Below are 20,122 nucleotides of genomic sequence, written 5' to 3' on the forward strand. Positions count from 1 at the left end.
GTAAGATTCGTCTCTTACAAGACCAACCCTCGGAAAACTAATTCCTTGTAAAAACTAAGGTTTAGCATTGCGCTAAGCCTTTTTTTATTCCACTTATGAATAAAAACGCCTTTTATATAAACAAATGTTTGTCATGTGATAGAGCTAACACTCTAATTTGGGTTTTGTAATAAAATGATGTTTTATTGGTAAGTATATGTTTAATATGATTTTAACAAGGTTCAGCTAACGGTTGTATGCTCGAAAACATTTGCACAATAGTGTGAAGTGTTTCAAAATTACGAAGTTATATTGAAATTTTTTGTGCATTGAGGTTCTTATGAAAGTCATTGATTTATTTAAACACCGAGGCGATAGCATGTCTTCGCAACACTCAGAGTTTATGCAATGGATGTCTCCAGCTCTTAGAGATTACTGGGGCGACTTTCTTAATCGTACGCAAAATAGCCATTTCTTTGCGTGGGTTCGTGATCACCACAAACCTGCTGTCAATGAAGATGCACCAGAGATGCCGGTGGAACAGCCGATCGTACTTAAGCCAGAAGCACAACTTGTGTTTGATGAGCTTAATCAACAGATCGGTGAAGTCATCCATACTGGCGACTGGATCAATGTAAGTCAAGACCGTATTAACCAGTTCGGCCTTGTTACTGAAGATATGCAGTGGATTCACACTGAGCCTGAAAAAGCGGAAACAGACTCTCCGTTCAAAACAACCATCGCACATGGTTTTTTAACTTTATCTCTGCTTCCTCGATTGACTGACAGTGTTGACCCTGACAAGTCTCAATTCCCAACAGCGAAGATGGTCGTAAACATTGGTCTTAACCAAGTACGTTTCCCATACCCTGTTAAATCGGGCAGTAATGTTCGTGCTAAAAGTACGCTAACAAAAGTAACGCCAATTAAGAAAGGCCTAGAGATTGAACGCGAAATTCGCGTCGAAATCGAAGGTATTCGTCGTCCTGGCGCGGTGATCGTTTCAGTGATTCAACTTCACTTCTAAGTGGTTTGTAAAGAAGCGATTTATAAAGATTCAAAAAAAGAGAGAGCATAGTGCTCTCTCTTTTTGTTTACATTAGATAAAACTATACCACTTATTTAATGCGAGTGTAGCCGTACTCTTCGATAAGTTCTTGCCCTTGCTTTGACTTCACGAACTTGATGAAGTCTTTGCTCTCGTCAGAAACTGAGTCTGTCTTGTGCAGCAACAAGAATGGGCGAGCCAATTCATAGCTGTGGTTAGCAATGTTCTTAGATGTTGGCTCTACGCCTTCAAATGTAATTGCTTTAATCGAACGGTCGATTGAACCAACAGAGATAAAACCAATCGCGTGTGGGTTATGGTTAACAATCGTTTTAACCATGCTGTTGCTGTTTACAACCAAGTTATTTGGGTTGATGTCAGACACTAGACGGTCATTAATGATCTTCGTTAAACCAAGCAAGCTTTCGAAGCTATAGCGTGAGCCAGAAGACGCTTCGCGAGTGACAACTGCGATAGGCTGATCTGCGCCACCCACAGCTTTCCAGTTCGTGATTTTGCCTTTGTAGATATCGAACAGCTGCTCACGTGTAACGTTGCTTACAGCGTTTGAGCGGTTAGTTACTACAGCTAGGCCGTCAAAGGCAATTGGAAATACCTTCAACTTCTCGTCTTGTTCGCGGTCGGTTAAATAACGCGAGCTCATACCGATGTCAGAGACACCTTTATTAACCATGGTAATACCTGCTGTAGAACCAATGCCCTGAACCGCAATATAGTTATCAGGGTGAGTCTTGTTGTACTCCTCAGCTAATACATCCATCACTCGTGATACTGAAGTGGAGCCCGAAATAGTGGTTTCTTGTGCTAAAGCAGCATGAGAAGACAGGGCTAAGGATAAAAGAGAGGCAAGCGCGACTCGTAACATAAACAACTCCTAGTTAATAACATTTGTCGCATATGATAGGTCGGTTATATGACACTTTTGTGAAATTCCATACTCTCGATGTATAGCTGTTCGCTTGATGAGTCGTAGCTTTCTGGGTTTCCGAAAGCAAGATTCGTTTCTGGGAGCAGGGCAGGTATTTTGATTACGCTTGTTCGCTAAAATGTTTGTTGAGTCCTAAGCTAAGTAGAGGAATTCACTACTTAGAAGTTTCTATGAAGTTACAAGGGGTGTTATGTCCGTCATTCATATCGAGCTGAATCGTCTTTTAATTGGGGCCGAGAGGCTCTGTACATCTCGAAATCGAAGTTTACCTGTCGAGCTAGGCAAATCCCTATATGAAGAGTGTGAGGGTGGTGTGCTGTTTTCTCAGGCGCATTATCTACTCGACTCATCTCACAGTGATTATACAAACGAGATCGTCTGCGTGACTTTTGATGAGTCGCTGTCTTGTTGGTTAGTGATGGTGCCGCTTGAAGGGGATGTCGAAACCGATTCTGTGAATTGGGGGCCGTATCCGTACCTTCCTAAATCGAAGGATCTTGATGCTATTTTGGCGGAAATAGAAAAAGACCCTAAATCGTACTTCTGGTCATAGTCACTCTGTTTTCACGTTTGCTGGTGGCCTGCTCGCAAAGCTGAATCAATGAGTATCAAAACTCAACCACTGAATCCCAAAGCCAAATCATCTCATCCCACACCCAAGTGGCTTAATATTGAAGCCACTTGGTTTACACCAGTTCCCAACTAAGACGTCCACATCAATCTATCGCTTTGTTTCTTTAAACTTGCGGCTTTACGCTCTGCAGTTGTGCTTGTGCCACTAGCGATCGGAAGTCTTTTGGTGTTTTTCCGTGATACGTTTTAAAGGCCGTGCTGAAGTGAGCGGCACTTTTAAAGCCTGACTCATACGCGATTTGAGTGATCGACTTATCCGATGTTCTTAGCTGAGTGGCTGCATGAGCAATACGTTTTATCTTTAATAAGTTTGAGAACGACAGATCTTCAGCCGATAAGCGACGTTTAAGCGTAGCCGGTGACATTCCCATGTAACTGGCGAGCGTATCCAAAGAGATATTGTTTTCAATGTTTTGCTCGATGTAATGAATGACTCTTTGGGTCACGGTTAACCTTGAAGCTCGAGCAATAATAGCCAATAGAGCTGGGTACTGTTCCACCATCAAAGACAGCAAACTTAAGCCTAATTGAGTGAGTGCGTAGTCATTCTGAGAAGAAGAGTTGGCCAGTGACATGATGAGATCTTTCAACTGACAGAGCTCAGTATCCGTTTGATTGAACTTAATGTACTTGTCTGGGATTCGAGCGGACTCTAAATCGCTGAACTGATTAATGAACTTTTGAAAGATAGCCAAATCAAAATCTAAGCAGGTTGCGCTGAATTCGCCATTTTCAGTGTTAACCGTGATGTCTTTAATCTGACCAGAATTGTAAAGGGTGAAATCTCCCGCTTGCAACGAGGCTTGAGTACCATTGGGCAACACAAAAGAAATGCTGCCTTTCGACACTATAAAGATACCGTTTTTAGAGGCAGGATAACGTTCTCGTCTCCTGGGAATGAAGTTTCTGAACTGAGTAACTGTGATTGATGACATAGTGAGCTTCTTTGACGTTGTAAATTGATTGCTTATTGATTGTTTTTTTTAAGTATTGTTTAAGCATGAGACATTTACAAAAAAGGCGCTAATAATTAGCGCCTTTAGAAGTGAAGCTTTGAAGCTTTTGACCTTGATAGCTTTGACCTTGAAAGCCGTAACCTTGAAAGCTGTAGCTGTTAAAGCCTTTAAGCTTCGGTTTCGTTTGTCGTTTCAGGCTCGCTAGGCAAGTCCGCAAATACTTGAGTAGGTTTTGCTACTAAGTTACGGTTTTCCTGATTAACTTCAGAGAGAACTACTTCTAAAACGTCTCCCAGTTTGTATACCATTTCTTTATCGATAGATACAGTACCCATATCACCGTTGCACTCTATTCTTTCTTTATTATTAAGAATGAGAGATCCAGGGATAAATGCAGCAGCACCATTTTCAAGTAAACGTACACGCATACCTGCACGGTTAATATCGAAAATCTCAGCTTGGAAACGAGTTTCTTCTGCTGGAGCATTGGCTAGAGTGCGAGCATACAACCAATCGCCAACATTACGCTCAGCCATGCCGTGGTGACGGCGGTGCAGGGCAAGTTCATCACCGATAGTTTCATCTGGTGTTTGAATTGGCGCTTTACCTAAGATGTGTGCTTTAAGCATACGGTGGTTAATCATGTCGCCATATTTACGAATTGGAGAAGTCCAAGTTGCGTAAATATCTAATCCCATCGCGTAGTGCGGTGCAGGCTCATTGCTGATCTCGCTATACGCTTGGAATTTACGAATACGGTTGTCGTAGTAGCTGTTATCTAAAGAACCTAACCAACGACGTAGAGTAGCAAAACCTTCTAGAGAAATGATTTGCTCTTCAGTGAACGGCGTTTCCGCTTGCGGGTTTACCAGTTCAAGAACGTCGGAGATTTTCTCAGCCTTGAAACCAGAATGGCAGTTAAACACACCTTGGTTGAAGCTCTCTTTTAGTACTCGGCCCGCACAGATGTTCGCGCTGATCATTGATTCTTCAACCAGCTTGTTTGCGCTACGACGCATGTCAGCGTGGATAGCGACAACATCGTTATCTTCGCTCAGTTCAAAGCGGTAGTCAGGGCGATCTGGGAACACAACAGCGTTTGCTGAGCGCCATGCTGAACGTGCTTGAGCAAATTGGTGAAGATCAGAAACAATTGCAGCAATCTCTTCTGATGGTTGCCATTTCTCTGATGCACCTGTTTCTAGCCAGTCTGATACGTTGTCGTAAGCAAGACGAGCATGAGATTTGATGTTTGCAGCGAAGAAGTTAATGTCATCACCGATAACGCCATCTTTAGATACCGTTACTGTGCAGCAAAGTGCAGGACGAACTTCGTTCTCGATCAGTGAACATAGGTTGTCAGCAAGATCACGAGGCAACATTGGGATGTTGCGACCAGGAAGGTAGATAGTGAAACCGCGCTCGCGTGCCACTTTATCCATCGCATCATCTGGAGAGATGTAAGCCGTTGGATCAGCAATTGCGATAGTCAGTTCAAAATCACCGTTCTCTTTCTTCTTCGCGTAAAGCGCGTCATCCATATCTTTTGTGCTTTCGCCATCGATAGTCACAAAAGGGACGTGCGTCATGTCTACACGTTCAAGATCGGCGTCATCGTTGATTAGCCAGTTGTCGATGCCTTCAGGCTCGCTGTTTGGTAGATCGTTTTGTGCCAGCGTTACCCACCAAGGTGCAATCTTGTCGTCAGCGTCTGTGATTTTCTCAGAGATCTGAGCCAAGAAACCATTGTCACCTTTTAATGGGTGTTGAACGATATGAGCAACAACCCAGTCACCTTCTTTAAGCGTTTCAGGGTTTAGACCCTTCATTGCTTTCGCTTTAAGTTGCAGTTTTTTGAGCTGCGGGTGATCAGGAACAACGTTCAATCGGCCTTTGAAAAGCTTAACTCGTGCAATAAAGCGAGTAAGACCTTGTTCAACCAATTCCTCAGGCTCTGCTACTTCGCGCTCTTTCTCTGTGCGAATGATGGCAATCACCTTGTCACCGTGCACACATTTCTTCATGTACGGAGGCGGGATAAAGAAGCTTGTTTTGCTATCAACTTCGAGAAAACCAAAACCTTTTTCAGTGGCTTTGATGGTACCTTCCTTTTTAGGGAGGGTTTCTTGGATTTGCTGCTTGAGCTGAGCGAGTAGAGGATTATCTTGAAACATTTTGACTTTTATCTATCGAGGACAATTGAGCACACTATAATCATTGCGAGGCTTGATTACTACTTAAAGGCGAAGTGAGCGTTAATTAATTGCCCTCTTATTTAACTCGGTCAATTTGCTAGGAGATGGGTGCTGTGACGAGATATTCATCAAGTTTTGACGATATGATAACCAGTATTGATGTAAAAGCGAAAAATATGTGATGTATTTCAATTTTTTCTGGATTTTTTTATGCATTTAGGGAATAATCCGCCTCCCTTAGACGTCCCTAATGGCTTGAAGTGTTTTATTACTGCTTCGTAACTCTGAATGGAATCAGTATCTGATTGGATCAGTATTGGAATTGATAGAGCTCCCGGGACCTTTTGTTTACTTATATATAGTGGGATCCCAATGTCCGAATCTGTAATTCAATTTAATGAATTAGCCCTAAACGATAACATTCTTTCAGCTCTTGATAGCATGGGTTTCGTTTCTCCGACTCCAATCCAAGCAGCAGCTATTCCTCTTCTTCTTGAAGGCCGTGACGCACTAGGTAAAGCACAGACTGGTACTGGTAAAACAGCAGCATTCTCTCTGCCTTTACTTAACAAAATCAACCTGAACCAACACAAACCACAAGCAATCATCATGGCTCCTACTCGTGAGCTAGCGATTCAAGTTGCTGCGGAAATCAAAAACCTTGGCCGTGATATCAAAGGTCTTAAAGTTATTGAAATCTACGGTGGTGCTTCAATTGTTGACCAAATGCGTGCTCTAAGCCGCGGTGCTCACATTGTTGTTGGTACTCCAGGTCGTGTTAAAGACTTACTAACTCGTGACCGTCTACACCTAGATGAAGCACACACATTTGTTCTTGATGAAGCAGATGAAATGCTGAAAATGGGCTTCGTAGATGACGTTACTTGGATCCTAGAGCAAGCTCCAGAATCTGCACAACGTGTACTTTTCTCTGCAACTATGCCTCCAATGGTTAAGACTATTGTTGACCGTTACCTACGTAACCCGGCTAAAGTTGACGTTGCTGGTACTAACCACACAGTTGATAAAGTAGCGCAGAACTTCTGGGTTGTTAAAGGCGTAGAAAAAGACGAAGCAATGTCTCGTCTTCTAGAAACTGAAGAAACTGACGCGTCAATCGTATTCGTACGTACTCGTCAAGACACTGAGCGTTTAGCTGATTGGCTATCTGCACGTGGCTTCAAAGCTGCTGCACTGCACGGTGATATTCCTCAGTCTCTACGTGAGCGTACTGTTGATCACATCAAACAAGGTGTTATCGACATCCTAGTTGCAACTGACGTTGTAGCTCGTGGTCTTGATGTTCCACGTATCACTCACGTATTCAACTACGACATCCCATTCGATGTTGAATCTTACATCCACCGTATTGGTCGTACTGGCCGTGCTGGACGTAAAGGTAAAGCGATCCTACTAGTTCGCACTAACCAAATTCGCATGCTTCGCACAATCGAGCGTGTAACTAAGTCTCAAATGGAAGAAATCCAACTTCCTCTACGTGACCAAGTTGCTGCTGCACGTGTTGCTAAGCTTGGCGCTGAACTTGAAACTGAGAAAGAAAGCAAAGCACTAGAAAACTTTGCAGGTCTTATCTCTACTCTTCAAGAGTCTCTAGAAGTTGATGCTGCTACTCTAGCTGCAATGCTTCTTAAGCGTCAGCAAGGTAAGAGCCCACTATTCTACGTTGGCGAAGACCCAATGATCGCTGCTATTGAGCGTGATAAGAACCGTCGCAAAGAGCGTCGTGAAGATCGTGACAACGGCCGTGACGGTGGTGGTCGCAACTTCAATACTCAAGATTGGGATACTTACCAACTACAAGTTGGCCGTGAGCAAGGCGTTCAGGTTAAAGACATCGTTGGCGCACTAGCAAACGAACTTGGCCTAACTAAAGGTTCTATCGGTGCTATCAAGCTAGACCAAGGTTCTACTTACGTTCAACTGCCAAAAGCAATGAACTCTGAAACTGCTGGTAAGCTAAGCAAACTTCGCATTCGTCAAAAAGAAGCTGGCGCTGTAGTTGTTGATTTCAATGACTTCCGTGAGCCTCGTCGTGGCGGCGGCGGTCGTGATGGCAACCGTGGTGGCAACCGTGGCGGTCGTGATGGTGGCGGCTACCGTGGTAACCGTGAAGGCGGCAACCGCGAAGGTGGTAACCGTGAAGGCGGTCGTGGTGGATACCGTGGCAACCGTGATGGTGCTCGCGATGGTAACTCTGCTGGCGGACGTGATGGCGAACGTCGTTTCGACCGTAACCGTGGTGGCGATCACCGTGGTAACTTCCGTGGCGAACGTGGCCATGGTAACGGCAATGGCGGTGGTAACCGTGGTCGTCGTCCAGAGCGCAACGAAGGTTAATCAACCTATCGCTTAGACGCTTTAGGTCTAGACACTGAATTTAAAAGCCGAGCGTAATGCTCGGCTTTTTTGTGCCTGTTATTTGAACTTAAGCTTTGGTTGGCTCGATATTCGTAGCTAACTTACTTTAATCAAGCTTCGTTCCTGTAACTATGCTTCGTCCATGAAACTAAGCATCGCGCCTAGAACGAATGTTAGTGCCAAAACTTAGCTGTATCGCGTTCTAAGCCTATACCAAAAGAACGTGCTACAAGATGCTGAAACAAAGAGTGAAGGCTATCTAAGCGTCGTTACAGTGCATCTATTCGTAGAGTTGTGCTCGAAGGCAATCAAAATAAGATCAGATCACTATTCTCAACTTCAGTGAGCTTTTTGATGCAAACACTGAGCAATTGAGAAATCGAGCAAAAAGTTATCGGTAATGATAAGCAGACGACAGGGAAGGGTGGTTGTTTTTCAAGCGGATCACCTGCATTTGTTCGAGTCGCTTTAATTAACTGAATCAAGTTAAAAATAACGTGAGCACTCGTTTGCGTCACCTGTTCATTAATTTTCTTATTCAACTATTTTTTAATTCCGCTCTCGAAATAAATAATTTAATGACCAAGATCAACTTAATTGTGTTCATTTAGTGATTTTTTCAAAACAAAAGTTGAAAGATTCAAAAATTATTGAATAATGGACTTAACTAAAATTGAAGTAAACACTTCATCCAATTCGTACTGAAACAGGATCCATATCCAATGTCTAATTCGTTTGTTCTGGTTATTAACTCGGGTAGTTCATCCCTAAAATTTGCTGTAATCGATTCTGTTTCTGGTGAAGCAGTATTAAGTGGCCTAGGGGAGTGTTTTGGTCTTGAAGATGCTCGTATGAGCTGGAAATTCCAAGGCGAGAAAACTGAAATTGCCATTCAAGGTGAAGATAACCACCACAAAATTGCCATTGGCAAATTGGTTGGCCTGATGGAAGACCTAGGCTTCACGGCTGATATCGTGGCTATCGGTCACCGTATCGTACACGGCGGTGAGAAGTTCACTCAAACGGTTCGCATTACTGAAGAAGTAACGAACGAAATTGAAAGCCTATCTGACCTAGCTCCACTTCATAACCCAGCAGGTGCTATCGGTATCCGTGCTGCAATTGAAGCTTTCCCTTCTCTACCTCAGTTCGCTGTATTTGATACTGCTTTCCACCAAACAATGCCTCAACGTGCATTCACTGGTGCAATCGCAAAAGAGCTATACACAGACTTCGGCGTACGTCGCTACGGTTTCCACGGCACTAGCCACTACTTCGTTAGCCGTGAAGCTGCGAAGATGGTTAACAAGCCAATCGAAAAATCGAGCTTCATCTCTGTTCACCTAGGTAACGGCGCATCTGTATGTGCTATTAAAGATGGTAACAGTGTTGATACTTCTATGGGCTTCACACCACTTTCAGGCCTAATGATGGGCACACGTTGTGGTGACCTAGACCCAGGCATCATCGAATACCTACTTAAGAAAGGCTGGTCACAAGAGCAAGTATTTAACTCTCTAAACAAGGAGTCTGGCTTCCTTGGCGTGTCTGGTCTTACGAGCGATGCTCGTGGCATCTTAGAAGCAATGGAAGAGGGCCACGAAGGCGCTAAGCTTGCGTTTGAGGTGTTTACTTACCGCGTAGCGAAATACGTTGCTTCTTACCTTGCAACGCTAGATTCTTTAGACGGCATCATCTTCACTGGTGGTATCGGTGAGAACTCTCTACCAATTCGTCGTGAAATCCTAAACAACCTTAAGATTCTAGGTTTCGTTGAAGATGTAGCAGGTAACGAATCTGCTCGCTTTGGTGCTGAAGGGATCATCGCTAAGTCTGAAATGTTAGACGCAGTAGCAATGGTTATCCCAACCAATGAAGAATTCGTGATTGCTCAACAGTCGGTTGAACTGCTGTAATTTTTTCAAAAACAGATAGTTAAAAGCGAGCTTAGTGCTCGCTTTTTTGATCTTATATGTTGGATAGACCATCGCTAAGTGGCCTTATAGCGAGATAGTCAAAACTCATTCTATTGATTTCGGCAAATCAATTTGTAGCTTCAAACTAGTGATGTTAGGGCTGGCTTGTGATGCCCCAAAAACGCCTAGAATTGAACTTGCAAGGTTTCAGATACAAAAAGTAATAGATGCGACGATCTAGCCCCATCGCCCTCAATGAAATTAAGACTATTGCTTGAATGTAGTGCGCCACTGAATCGGCGATACATGAAAAGCCGATTTGAAGTGCTTTCTGAATACGCTGTCAGAACCAAAACCCGCTTTCTCTGCAACTTGAGGAACAGATAACTTCGTGGTTTCTAGTAGGCGTTGGCTGAGCACCAAGCGTTTATTTTGCAACCATTCACCAAATGTACAGCCATAGGTAGCTTTAAACTGGCGTGTGAAGGTTCTTTTGCTCATCGCACAGCGCTCAGCGACTGCATCTAGTGAGTGAGGCAGATGGACGTTTTGTTCGACATGCTCAATCACAAGGCTGATGCTTGTTTCTGCGAGTGGCTTTACGCTAATCGGTGCAGGTATGTACTGTTGCTGTCCACCAGTTCGAAATGGCGCTGTCACCATCTTACGTGCGAGATCATTCGCAAGTACACTGCCACACAGGCGGCGCACTATGTGGAGACAGCAATCTAGCGAAGCTGCTACCCCTGCTGAGGTAATGATAGTCTCATGTTCAATAAATAGAGGGTTTGGATCAAAATTCACCTTAGGAAATTGCTGCTGAAATTGTTCGGAAAACGCCCAATGGCTTGTGGCACGTTTTCCATCGAGAACGCCAGCACATGCAAGTACATAAGACCCGAGGCAGAGTCCTACTAGTAGCTTACCTTTCCCATGATGCTCTATTAGCGCCTCTATAAGTCGCTCACTTGGCTCTGGCAAGTCATTTGGCCAGCTTGGAACAATCACAATATCCGCCTCTTTAATAGCGCTCAAATCTCTATCGATCACCACACCAAATCCAGAGCTTGTTTCAAACTGCAAGCTGTTTTCGCAACAGATCCTCAAGTCAAACCGAACCGGCTGGCCGAAAAAGATATCTTGAAACACCAGACAAGGCACAGAGAGATGAAAAGCACTGATGCCTTCAAAGGCTACCATCGTAATTTTAATTAGCTCGGTTGATTTGTTCACAAGTGTCTCGATTTGCGCGAATGTTGACTTTCAAGACAGTATCACAAGAAACTAGAAAGAAGCATACTAAATCTCATAGAGAACATGGCTTGTTAGTGAGTTTAGAGAGGCATTATGAAGATCCACCACCTACGTAGCGCAACATTTATTATTGAATCTGGCGAAAAATTTATCCTTATTGATCCTATGTTGGGGAAAAAAGGCTCTATGCCTCCGTTTTCAGTCATTAAGGCTAAGGCCGCGAAAAATCCAACCGTTGAGATGCCAAGTAATGCCGATGAGCTACTAAACAAGGTTACTCATACCTTAATTACTCACAGTCAAACACTTGGTATCAAGGCATTACAACATGGAGATCACCTAGATCCGGCAGGTGAGACGTTTTTAACAAGTCGTAATATCCCAGTTGCGACACCAGCCAAAGATAAGGCTTACCTAGAAAAATATGACTTAACGGTAAATTGGGGAATTGAAGACTGGCAAACTATCGACTTTCTAGACGGAAAGCTCACCGCGGTTCCGGCTTTGCACGGCCATGGATGGATTCACAAGGTAATGGCTAATGGTGTTGGATTTTTCTTGGAGCTCCCCAATGAGCCTTCTATTTACATTAGCGGTGATACAGTTCTAACCGATGATGTAAAACGAGCGTTGACTGAGTTGAAACCTGATATCACAGTAGTCGCGGCAGGTCGTGCTCGTATGGACGTTGGTCAACCGTTATTGATGTCTATTGATGAGGTCATGGAGTTTATTCGCCTTTCCCCTAATAAGGTGGTTGCGAACCATATGGAGGCACTCAATCACTGTGCAGTGACTCGACCAATTCTTAAAGAAGCAATTGATAAAAACGGTTTGTCAGATAAAGTCCTTATTCCTGCTGATGGTGAGACCTTGGAGTTTTAGATACCTGAACTAATCCGGTGACTCCCGATTTAAGTAAATAGTCTAAATGATTTCTGTCCAGAGACGTGTTATGCCGCCATGCTTTGGGACAAGAACGCCTCAGTGCTATGACTCTAAAACGCGTGTGCCTCAAAATCCGGCAGAGTTAAACCCATACATATCCTGTTCCAGTTTTTCACCAGATTATTTAGTCGTGAAGATCTCGATACGATTGAAATTAATGTGAGGCGGATGATATAAATGTAATCTTTAAATGCAAGAATTAATAAATTTAGATATGGTACAAATGGATAACTTTCCCACCGTAGGACTTAAAACCTCGTTACCCATAAGCATATTGGCACTTGCCTTATATTACTTATGGGGCGACATGGGTTTTAATGATCTTCGAGGCCTTTTTTGGGTGGTGGCGTTTGTGATGATGCTTACTTTAAAGAAGAGTGAAAATAGCCTCTTTTCAGTAACTCCACAAGTTTCCTCTTTTACTCATCATGTATTCCCAATTACTGTGCTAGCGATTGGCGTGGCTTGTATCACGTTGTTCTATATGGAATTTATCCGGCAATATGTCACGGGACAAGAAGTCGACTATATCGTAGGATTTCTCGTTAGTGGTGAACTGGAAGTAAGCGAGAAACTAAATTATCTTTTCGAAACCGTTATATTAGCTCCGTTATCAGAGGAGTTTTTCTTCAGGTTTATCTTGCTAAGTAGCATATGCTTACTTTTGAGAAACAAGTTTGTAGGCGTAATTTTATCGTCACTCTTATTCGCCTACGGCCATGAAGACCCTGTCGTTGCTTTTTCTCTAGGTATCACTGCATCAATAGTTCTACTGAAATACATGAGTATATATAGCGCTATAATTTTTCATACGATTTATAATTTGTGGATATATACAGTGGAAGTTTTTATCGTACCCGCATTTTTCTTTAATGATTGGGACTTTGCACCAAGTGGGAACATCGGAACAATCGTTTCTATAATGGCATTAGCTGTATCTTTTTTGGCACTATTGATTATTAAACGCAAGGAAAAATCAATACAATAAGGTTTTAGCAACCGCTTCATCACTATATGGACTGAGGCAATAATCAATGAAATCAACACACTTATCAACACCTCGATAGTAAAGTTGCTGACACACTTTTGTCCAAACCCGTGTTAATAGGTGCGATTATAATAGCTTGCCAACCAACGAAGAATTCGTGATTGCTCAACAGTCGGTAGAACTTCTGTAATCTGAACTGAAGTCTAAGCAAGAAAAAGACAATCAAAAGCGAGCCCAAGTGGCTCGCTTTTTGTGTCTAGTAAAGATGCGTCTGAATGTTTTAACAGGGGGATAGCCTACAAGGCGATCGTGAAACAGTTTTAGAACAGAGCTTAAATTACGACTCATCGGGTGCTCTGGAAGCGCTAAGGTTATTTAGTCCCTGAGCGGTAGTTTGGATCTGTCCAGCATCGAGGTAACTCTTCCCCTGACATAAACATCAGTTCGGACTTTTTAAACATCTCAGGGTCTTGCTGTTCTTCGCCTGCTTGAAACCGACCTTCGATACTGTCTTGAAATAAGTTGGTTAATTTGGTCATTTCAGTTACATCAACGAGGTCACCGGTTTTTTCTCTTTTAGAAACATTTTTTTGCCCTCAATCTAATCGGTCACCCCTAATTATAATTGCTATTTGGAAAATGAGAGTCTTTTCAATTCCGGCACTTCTTGACTAAGCAGACCCCAGAGCTACGCTTATGATCATCGACAACCCAATCGATGAACAAGCTTATCCTCAACAAATAAATGGAGTCGCGATGTCATCTGCCCATATTGCAAACAATCTCAGTGAACTGATTGGCGATACCGATCTTGTTAGAATCAACAGTCTTTCAGATATATCAGGTTGTGAAATTCTTATTAAGTGCGAACACCAGAACCCGGGTGGTTCGATTAAAGATAGAGCGGCACTTCAGTTGGTTATGGATGCAATAGAAGCCGGTAAGCTTAAGCCGGGAATGACAATCGTTGAAGGTACTGCTGGTAATACGGGAATAGGACTTGCTCTGGTCGCTAAATCCCTTGGTTACAAAATGTTGGTGGTGATGCCAAAAGGGCAGGCACAAGAGAAAGAGCGCATGATCTCGCTTTATAATGCTGAACTGTTATTGGTCGACCCTTGTCCTTTTGCAAACCCTGAACATTTTTACCACACGGCTAAGCGGATTGGTGTCGAAAATGAGAGTTATTGGTGGGCAGATCAGTTTGAAAATCTCAGTAATTATCGAGCGCACTATTTAAATACTGGACCTGAGATCTGGCAGCAAACACAGGGGAATATTGATGCTCTAGTTTCAGTGGTGGGGACGGGTGGAACCATTGCCGGAAACTCACACTATCTATCTGAGCAGCAACCCAATCTCGAAACTTGGTTAGTTGACCCAAATGGGTCCGGCATTTATTCGTTTCTACGTAATGGACACTATCAATCAACGGGAAGTTCGTTCACGGAAGGCATAGGGATCATGCGAACGGTTGAAAATTTCAGGCAGGCAAAAATCAATCGTGCAATCACGCTTCCCGATCAGGATTTGGTGACGATATCCCGCCTTGTTGCGGAACATGACGGTATTCTTCTAGGAAGCAGTTCGTCGTTGAACGTAGCAGGTGCGCTATACGCTGTGGCTAGAATGGGGAAAGGGAAAACCATCGTTACATTTAGCTGTGACCTTGCTGAGCGCTCGTATTCGAAGCTGCACAACGAAACGTTTCTGAAAGAAAAAGAGATACAGCTTAATAAAGAAAACCTCTCTCAACTATGGGCTCGTTATCAAGCCGAAGATGGCAGCATGGTCGTCAACGTATAGTCGCTTTAAGTTAGTAACAGCCAGTGGTCTGCCAGCTCTTTCGTTAGCGCTGAACATCCGGTTAGAGCTAAACATCCGTTAGCACCAAATCCGGCACTATTGCTTGTTATTAGGGTAGTGAATCACATTATGAAATACGGCGTTTCCTTCACCGATATTTTTGTAGGCATGGGTCTGGTTGGCATTGAAGCGAACGGCTTGTCCTGCGCGTAACGTATGCCACTCATCATCAAACATCACGGCCATCTCTCCTGAAATGCATAAGATGTGCTCAGTGACGCCTGCGTTATGTGGGGCGGATTCATGCTGGTAATCGGGTGCTAGGGTGAGTTCGAATATTTCAAATCCTAGTGCTTCCTCAAAAGGAAACAACAAACTGACGAAAAAGCCAATGTTGTATTCCTCATGTCTTAGTTCGTTTGCATCTCTGAATAAACTCGTCAGTTCACTGTTTGGGCTAGCCGCGATAAAGCTCGAAAGTGACACCTCAAATCCAGAAGCTATCTGCCAGAGCTTAGCGACTGTCGGGCTGGATTCTCCACGTTCAATTTGTCCTAACATTGCTTTACTCACGCCTGTTGCTTTCGCTGTTTTGTCTAAGCTCCAGCCTTTTTCTTGGCGAAGGCGTTTCAAGTTAACGCCGACTTTAATTTCTGTTTGCATATTTTCTCTACAAGTTTTTCAAAAATTAGTTGTGCGTTATAGCGCACGGGTGCTAAGTTCAGTCTATGGACGTTATAACGCACACAGGAATAAATTAACATGACTAAGCTAAAATTTTCTCACGTCAGTACCGGCTTTATCGCTGTTTTCATTGGTTATGCGAGCGCCGCGGCGATTATTTTCCAAGCGGCAATGAGTGCTGGAGCAACCGAAGAACAAGTGGCGTCATGGTTTTGGGCGTTGGGGGTTGGCATGGGCGTAACCACAATACTGCTCTCGTTTCATTACAAGAAGCCTGTGGTTACAGCGTGGTCGACGCCTGGAGCGGCGTTGTTAATCACATCTCTTGAAGGGCTGACAATGAATCAGGCAGTAGCCGTGTTTTTGTTCAGTTCGATGTTGATCACGTTGGTTGGATTGGTGGGGATATTTGAGAAAGTCCTAAAACAGATCCCAACATCGATTGCCTCAGCGATGCTCGCGGGGATTCTATTGCAATTCGGTTTGGGTTTGTTCACGTCGCTAATGGAAGAGGCACAAGTCGTAGCGGTCATGCTCGCTGTATTTATTCTGGCGAAAGCGCGGTTAGGAAATTTACTGATCCCAAGCATTTTCATCATCGCATTGGTCATGTGTGTGGGTTTTGGCAAACTCGATGTTAGTCAGGTGACTATGGGATTAACGACCCCAGTGTTCATTTCGCCCGATTTTGAGTTCTTTTCGTTGTTTAGTGTTGGTATCCCATTGTTTATAGTGACGATGGCTTCACAGAACTTACCGGGATTTGCGGTTCTAAAAGCGAATGGATACCAAGTTGATTCATCGAAGATCATTACCACCACCGGGGTAACAGGTTTGATCTTCGCACCGTTTGGTGGCTTTGCGTATAACCTTGCAGCGATTACGGGCGCTATTTGTATGGGCCCGAATGCGGATAGTAACCCCAAGACACGTTATATGGCTGGGATCTGTATGGGCGGGTTTTACTTGTTAGCTGGTGTGATGGGGATGTCATTTGTGTCGCTGTTTAGCGCCGTACCCTCCGAGATTGTCATTGCGGTTGCTGGCTTAGCGGTGATGCCCACCTTGATGAATTGCCTTGCGGTATCAATGGCAGACAGTCACTACAGAGAACCCGCACTGCTTACTTTCTTATTCACCGCTTCTGGCACCAATTTACTGGGAATCGGTAGCGCATTTTGGGGTTTGTGCATCGGGTTGTTTTGTTGCTGGTTACATAATTACAAAGCTAAGTCGCGTGGAGCAAACAAGACTTCGCAAACTTCGTCGTAATCAAGCTACCCAAGATTAGGATCAGGTTCGCTGTAAATTAGAAACATCAGCAAGTTGTTTGAGTAGTAAGCCCAGTCATACTCGTGACTGGGCTTGCTTACAAAGGAATAAAGCTACTTAACTTCGTATCTCAGTAGCACTTCATTATCGAGAACGACATTTGTCGACCAGATAAAGCTTGCGCCAGCACCACTGAATTTTTCGATAAAGTTCATGTACGCTTTTTTATTGTTCACGCCAATATCGTCTTCTGAATATACCGATGCTAGAGGCCAAGATGTTGAATCGAACTCTTGGTTCATCCAGTTGGTTGGTGTTTCCCAATGAGCGGCGTAGGCATCTTGACCGTGGTCAGTTCCTTCCGTGGTGCAGCTTTCAGAAAGACGCTTCCCGTCCACTTCACTCAAACAAGTCAGGTCATAAATCGGTGAGGTATAAAAGGTTTGTGCTTGCCAGTCTGGACCTGTCACGGTTCCGTCACTAAAGCTCGCGATAAAGCCACCATCACCAGCGTGGTATGCCTTTCCGCGGTTATCTTCGCTGCCAAGACCTAGGTTTTCTTCCCAGTCAATCACTTTCACCGCAATCGTGTAAGGCTTCTTCACCTTAAATTTGACGATGTTTGAGTTAAACGGTGTGAAAGGAACGGTGTCTACCGCGATTAACTTGCCGTTGATATAAAGTTCGAAATAGTTATCGGCAAAAATATAACCTGTTATTTCCTCACCGTCTTGATCCACAACAGCTACCGGTACAGAGCTTTGATCGACTTCGGCTAGGCTGCTTGGCGTGGTGTTTGAGCACTCTTCATAAAGATCAAAGGCTTTCGGCCCTGTCGCAAAGTTGTTCTTGGCTGGAACCGTCCAAACCTTTCCTTCTGAGTCCATAATTTCCCCGACGCCCGCCACTCGGCTACGTCCGTTTGCACACTCAAAGAGATTCGATTCAACAGTGGTCGCCACACCTTGAGTAATACTCGCTGAGCCTTGGTAATCACTGATGTTGCTGACCGAAGGCGTATCTGATGATGGTGAGCAGCCTGTAGCGAGCAAAGCAACCGATGAAAGGGCAAGGGCTTGATATTTTTTGATGATCATTGATTGGGTATCCTAAATGGGTGATTTAAATAAGCGTGGTTCAAAATAAGCCAAGTGCAAGTAAGTTAATTGAAAACAAAGCTATTTCAAACAAATCCGAGCTAAGTAGCTAAGTAGCTAAGTAGTTAAGTAAGCCGTGAACTCATAGCTGATAGCTGGAACGACGAAACTAAGCAAGAGCCAAAGCAATTGTGAGGTACCACGCTTATTATTTGATGAGGCATATATTACCCGTACAAATGTAAACAAGCGTAAAGCTGAGTAAGCATGCGCAAAACAGCGCTTTTATAGGATGATCACATCAGCTTGCGCGGAGCTTGAAAAAATACTTAGAACGAAGCGGTTTCAGGTTGTGATTGAGATAGTATTTTGCTACAAAACGCGCATAATCTCGCTATACAACATTTAAAGAAGAATTTACCTATGACTACCTTTCAATACTACTTTCACCAACTGCCTTGCTTCGACTGTAAAAAAACGACAGTAAGTACTGATCTTGGTTGGTTAACGCCTGCGATGAAAGACGATGCTATCGCACAAGTGACAGCAACACTTGCCCAAGGCGAGGTCACTCCTGATCTTTCAGCGGACGTGGTTTGTACGAAAGATGAAGCGCGTGAGTATTTACTACTGAACTTCTTCGGTTATTCAGAAGAAGAGCTAGCAAGCGGAATCGAAGCGGATGATGAAAAAGAAGTGGTAGACGAAATCGCAGAGCTAGTAGAAGAAGGTAAAGACACCATCACCTTCGAACATGAGATTGCTCTTCAGTGCTGTGCAGACTGCGATGTTGAAGACGAGTCAAACTAAGCTCTTGTATTAAGAGTATTAAACTAAGTACTCTTATTAAGGTTCATCATGAAGCTATGATGTTCTAATGATGAAAGGCGTTAGCGAATTGAGTTCGCTAACGCCTTTTTTGTCTCTCTGTTTCTTATCTTTAAGCGGCATTCAATCTTAAGATGTTGTGCTTTCTATGATGCCTTGTTTGCTCAGTTGCGAAAGGATCTCAGCGGTCTTCTCTCTGAATAAATCTCTCAGTAGACGCACAGTCGGGGTGATGGATTGACGACTTGGACACACTAACCACAGCTCGGTAGGGGTCGGCTTAAACTCAGGCATGACTTTAACCACTTCGCCTGAAAGCAGATGACGTGACATGTCTAGACAAGATTTTATTGCCACTCCTCTACCCGCGATACACCAACGTCTTACAAGGTCAGCGTCGTTCGAAGCTCGGTTCCCTTTTAGTTTCACTTTATGATCTTGAGTGCCATCGTTGAATATCCACTCGTCTTGCAATATGTCATGAAGTTGGTAGAGCAAACCATTGTGTTGAGTTAAGTCACTCGGGTGTTTTGGTGTTCCCATTTCAGCCAAGTATTCAGGGGCCGCACACAATATTCTGGTTACATCGCAGATTTTAAAGCCATACATGTTGGCATCAGTCGGGGAGCCATAACGCAGCGCCATATCGACGGAATCTCGGTAGAAGTCGATATTGCTATCGCTGATGCTAGTACGAAGCGTCGCCTTTGGGTATTCAAGCAAGAACTCATCTAACCAAGGTGTGATTAGGTTTCGTCCTAGATCAGAAGAAAGCGCGATGCGAATTTCACCGTCAACAATACCAAGCTCTTCTCTCATGTTGAGTTTCGCTTGCTCCAACATTTTTAAGGCTTGTTCACAATCAGGTAAATAGCGTTCGCCTGCTGAAGAGAGCCTTAGGTGGCGCGTGGTTCTTACAAACAATTCCGCCCCCAGAGCCGCTTCAACACGTTTGACGGCAGCGCTTGCGGTAGCCGTACGCATGTCTAGGTTGGTGGCTGCTGCGGTGATACTACGAAACTCCGCCACTTTCAAAATGACCTGTAAGTCTTCAAGAAGCATATTATCTACCTGTATTGAATTATGTTCTAACATGGTGTTGGGATATTTCCCCATCACAATCTGCAGATGGGTTATCTCTGCTTATCGCTTCTAAGTTAGCTTCAAACACTTAATTGTCAAAATTAATT

At 43.8% G+C, this 20,122-nt stretch carries 17 protein-coding genes; 9 read left to right on the forward strand and 8 right to left on the reverse strand.

What is annotated here, in order from left to right; translation table 11 throughout:
• The first annotated feature begins 319 nt into the window (after positions 1-319).
• Positions 320-1,006 carry a MaoC family dehydratase gene (locus tag AB6D93_RS13580; RefSeq protein ID WP_017059493.1) on the forward strand — a complete coding sequence of 229 codons (687 nt, stop codon included), beginning with the start codon at positions 320-322 and terminating at the stop codon, positions 1,004-1,006.
• Positions 1,007-1,097: 91 nt separating this feature from the next.
• On the opposite strand, the gene AB6D93_RS13585 is transcribed toward AB6D93_RS13580, so the two are convergent.
• Positions 1,098-1,913: a phosphate ABC transporter substrate-binding protein gene (locus AB6D93_RS13585; RefSeq protein WP_017068410.1), complete on the reverse strand. Its 816-nt coding sequence runs from the start codon at positions 1,911-1,913 to the stop codon at positions 1,098-1,100.
• 253 nt (positions 1,914-2,166) lie between these two features.
• Here AB6D93_RS13585 and AB6D93_RS13590 point away from each other — a divergent pair, with 253 nt between their 5' ends.
• Positions 2,167-2,529, forward strand: a complete 363-nt coding sequence (locus tag AB6D93_RS13590; RefSeq protein ID WP_017059495.1) for a DUF3024 domain-containing protein — start codon at positions 2,167-2,169, stop codon at positions 2,527-2,529.
• Between the two features lie 184 nt (positions 2,530-2,713).
• Here AB6D93_RS13590 and AB6D93_RS13595 read toward each other — a convergent pair whose 3' ends face one another.
• The gene (locus AB6D93_RS13595) at positions 2,714-3,544 is read right to left on the reverse strand and encodes an AraC family transcriptional regulator (RefSeq protein ID WP_017064362.1); all 831 of its coding nucleotides are present in this window, start codon (positions 3,542-3,544) and stop codon (positions 2,714-2,716) included.
• 188 nt (positions 3,545-3,732) lie between these two features.
• On the reverse strand, positions 3,733-5,739 hold the full coding sequence (rnb, locus tag AB6D93_RS13600; RefSeq protein WP_017059497.1) for an exoribonuclease II: 2,007 nt from the start codon (positions 5,737-5,739) through the stop codon (positions 3,733-3,735).
• Between the two features lie 309 nt (positions 5,740-6,048).
• Here rnb and AB6D93_RS13605 point away from each other — a divergent pair, with 309 nt between their 5' ends.
• Together AB6D93_RS13605 and AB6D93_RS13610 are read left to right on the forward strand one after the other, a co-directional pair.
• The gene (locus AB6D93_RS13605) at positions 6,049-8,118 is read left to right on the forward strand and encodes a DEAD/DEAH box helicase (protein WP_080582207.1); all 2,070 of its coding nucleotides are present in this window, start codon (positions 6,049-6,051) and stop codon (positions 8,116-8,118) included.
• 743 nt (positions 8,119-8,861) lie between these two features.
• Entirely contained in the window at positions 8,862-10,055 is a 1,194-nt protein-coding gene (locus AB6D93_RS13610; RefSeq protein ID WP_017064366.1) for an acetate/propionate family kinase, read from the forward strand.
• Positions 10,056-10,322: 267 nt separating this feature from the next.
• Here the strand turns inward: AB6D93_RS13610 and AB6D93_RS13615 are convergent, their stop codons facing one another.
• Positions 10,323-11,288, reverse strand: a complete 966-nt coding sequence (locus AB6D93_RS13615) for a GlxA family transcriptional regulator (RefSeq protein WP_076653054.1) — start codon at positions 11,286-11,288, stop codon at positions 10,323-10,325.
• A gap of 114 nt (positions 11,289-11,402) precedes the next feature.
• Between AB6D93_RS13615 and AB6D93_RS13620 the strand changes: the two genes are divergently transcribed.
• A complete protein-coding gene (locus AB6D93_RS13620) occupies positions 11,403-12,194 on the forward strand; it encodes an MBL fold metallo-hydrolase (protein ID WP_017068423.1) in 792 nt (263 codons plus the stop codon).
• 253 nt (positions 12,195-12,447) lie between these two features.
• Positions 12,448-13,245 (forward strand): CPBP family intramembrane glutamic endopeptidase, encoded by a 798-nt coding sequence (locus AB6D93_RS13625; RefSeq protein ID WP_017064369.1) that lies wholly within the window; start codon positions 12,448-12,450, stop codon positions 13,243-13,245.
• A 371-nt stretch (positions 13,246-13,616) separates the two neighbouring features.
• On the opposite strand, the gene AB6D93_RS13630 is transcribed toward AB6D93_RS13625, so the two are convergent.
• The gene (locus tag AB6D93_RS13630) at positions 13,617-13,784 is read right to left on the reverse strand and encodes a hypothetical protein (RefSeq protein ID WP_017062447.1); all 168 of its coding nucleotides are present in this window, start codon (positions 13,782-13,784) and stop codon (positions 13,617-13,619) included.
• Between the two features lie 217 nt (positions 13,785-14,001).
• Here AB6D93_RS13630 and AB6D93_RS13635 point away from each other — a divergent pair, with 217 nt between their 5' ends.
• Positions 14,002-15,051 carry a cysteine synthase A gene (locus AB6D93_RS13635; RefSeq protein ID WP_102333946.1) on the forward strand — a complete coding sequence of 350 codons (1,050 nt, stop codon included), beginning with the start codon at positions 14,002-14,004 and terminating at the stop codon, positions 15,049-15,051.
• 96 nt (positions 15,052-15,147) lie between these two features.
• Here the strand turns inward: AB6D93_RS13635 and AB6D93_RS13640 are convergent, their stop codons facing one another.
• On the reverse strand, positions 15,148-15,714 hold the full coding sequence (locus tag AB6D93_RS13640) for a helix-turn-helix domain-containing protein (RefSeq protein WP_017070515.1): 567 nt from the start codon (positions 15,712-15,714) through the stop codon (positions 15,148-15,150).
• Between the two features lie 99 nt (positions 15,715-15,813).
• Between AB6D93_RS13640 and AB6D93_RS13645 the strand changes: the two genes are divergently transcribed.
• A complete protein-coding gene (locus AB6D93_RS13645; RefSeq protein ID WP_102333938.1) occupies positions 15,814-17,007 on the forward strand; it encodes a benzoate/H(+) symporter BenE family transporter in 1,194 nt (397 codons plus the stop codon).
• Positions 17,008-17,120: 113 nt separating this feature from the next.
• Here the strand turns inward: AB6D93_RS13645 and AB6D93_RS13650 are convergent, their stop codons facing one another.
• Positions 17,121-18,104: a hypothetical protein gene (locus AB6D93_RS13650; protein ID WP_102333937.1), complete on the reverse strand. Its 984-nt coding sequence runs from the start codon at positions 18,102-18,104 to the stop codon at positions 17,121-17,123.
• A 423-nt stretch (positions 18,105-18,527) separates the two neighbouring features.
• Here AB6D93_RS13650 and AB6D93_RS13655 point away from each other — a divergent pair, with 423 nt between their 5' ends.
• Complete coding sequence (locus AB6D93_RS13655) at positions 18,528-18,914, forward strand: hypothetical protein (protein WP_102333936.1); 387 nt, start codon at positions 18,528-18,530, stop codon at positions 18,912-18,914.
• Positions 18,915-19,061: 147 nt separating this feature from the next.
• Here the strand turns inward: AB6D93_RS13655 and AB6D93_RS13660 are convergent, their stop codons facing one another.
• Complete coding sequence (locus AB6D93_RS13660) at positions 19,062-19,994, reverse strand: LysR family transcriptional regulator (RefSeq protein ID WP_102333935.1); 933 nt, start codon at positions 19,992-19,994, stop codon at positions 19,062-19,064.
• Positions 19,995-20,122 lie beyond the last annotated feature (128 nt).

This window comes from Vibrio sp. 10N.247.310.23 (genome assembly GCF_041467155.1).
In the GTDB taxonomy this organism is placed as follows: Bacteria; Pseudomonadota; Gammaproteobacteria; order Enterobacterales; family Vibrionaceae; genus Vibrio; species Vibrio crassostreae_C.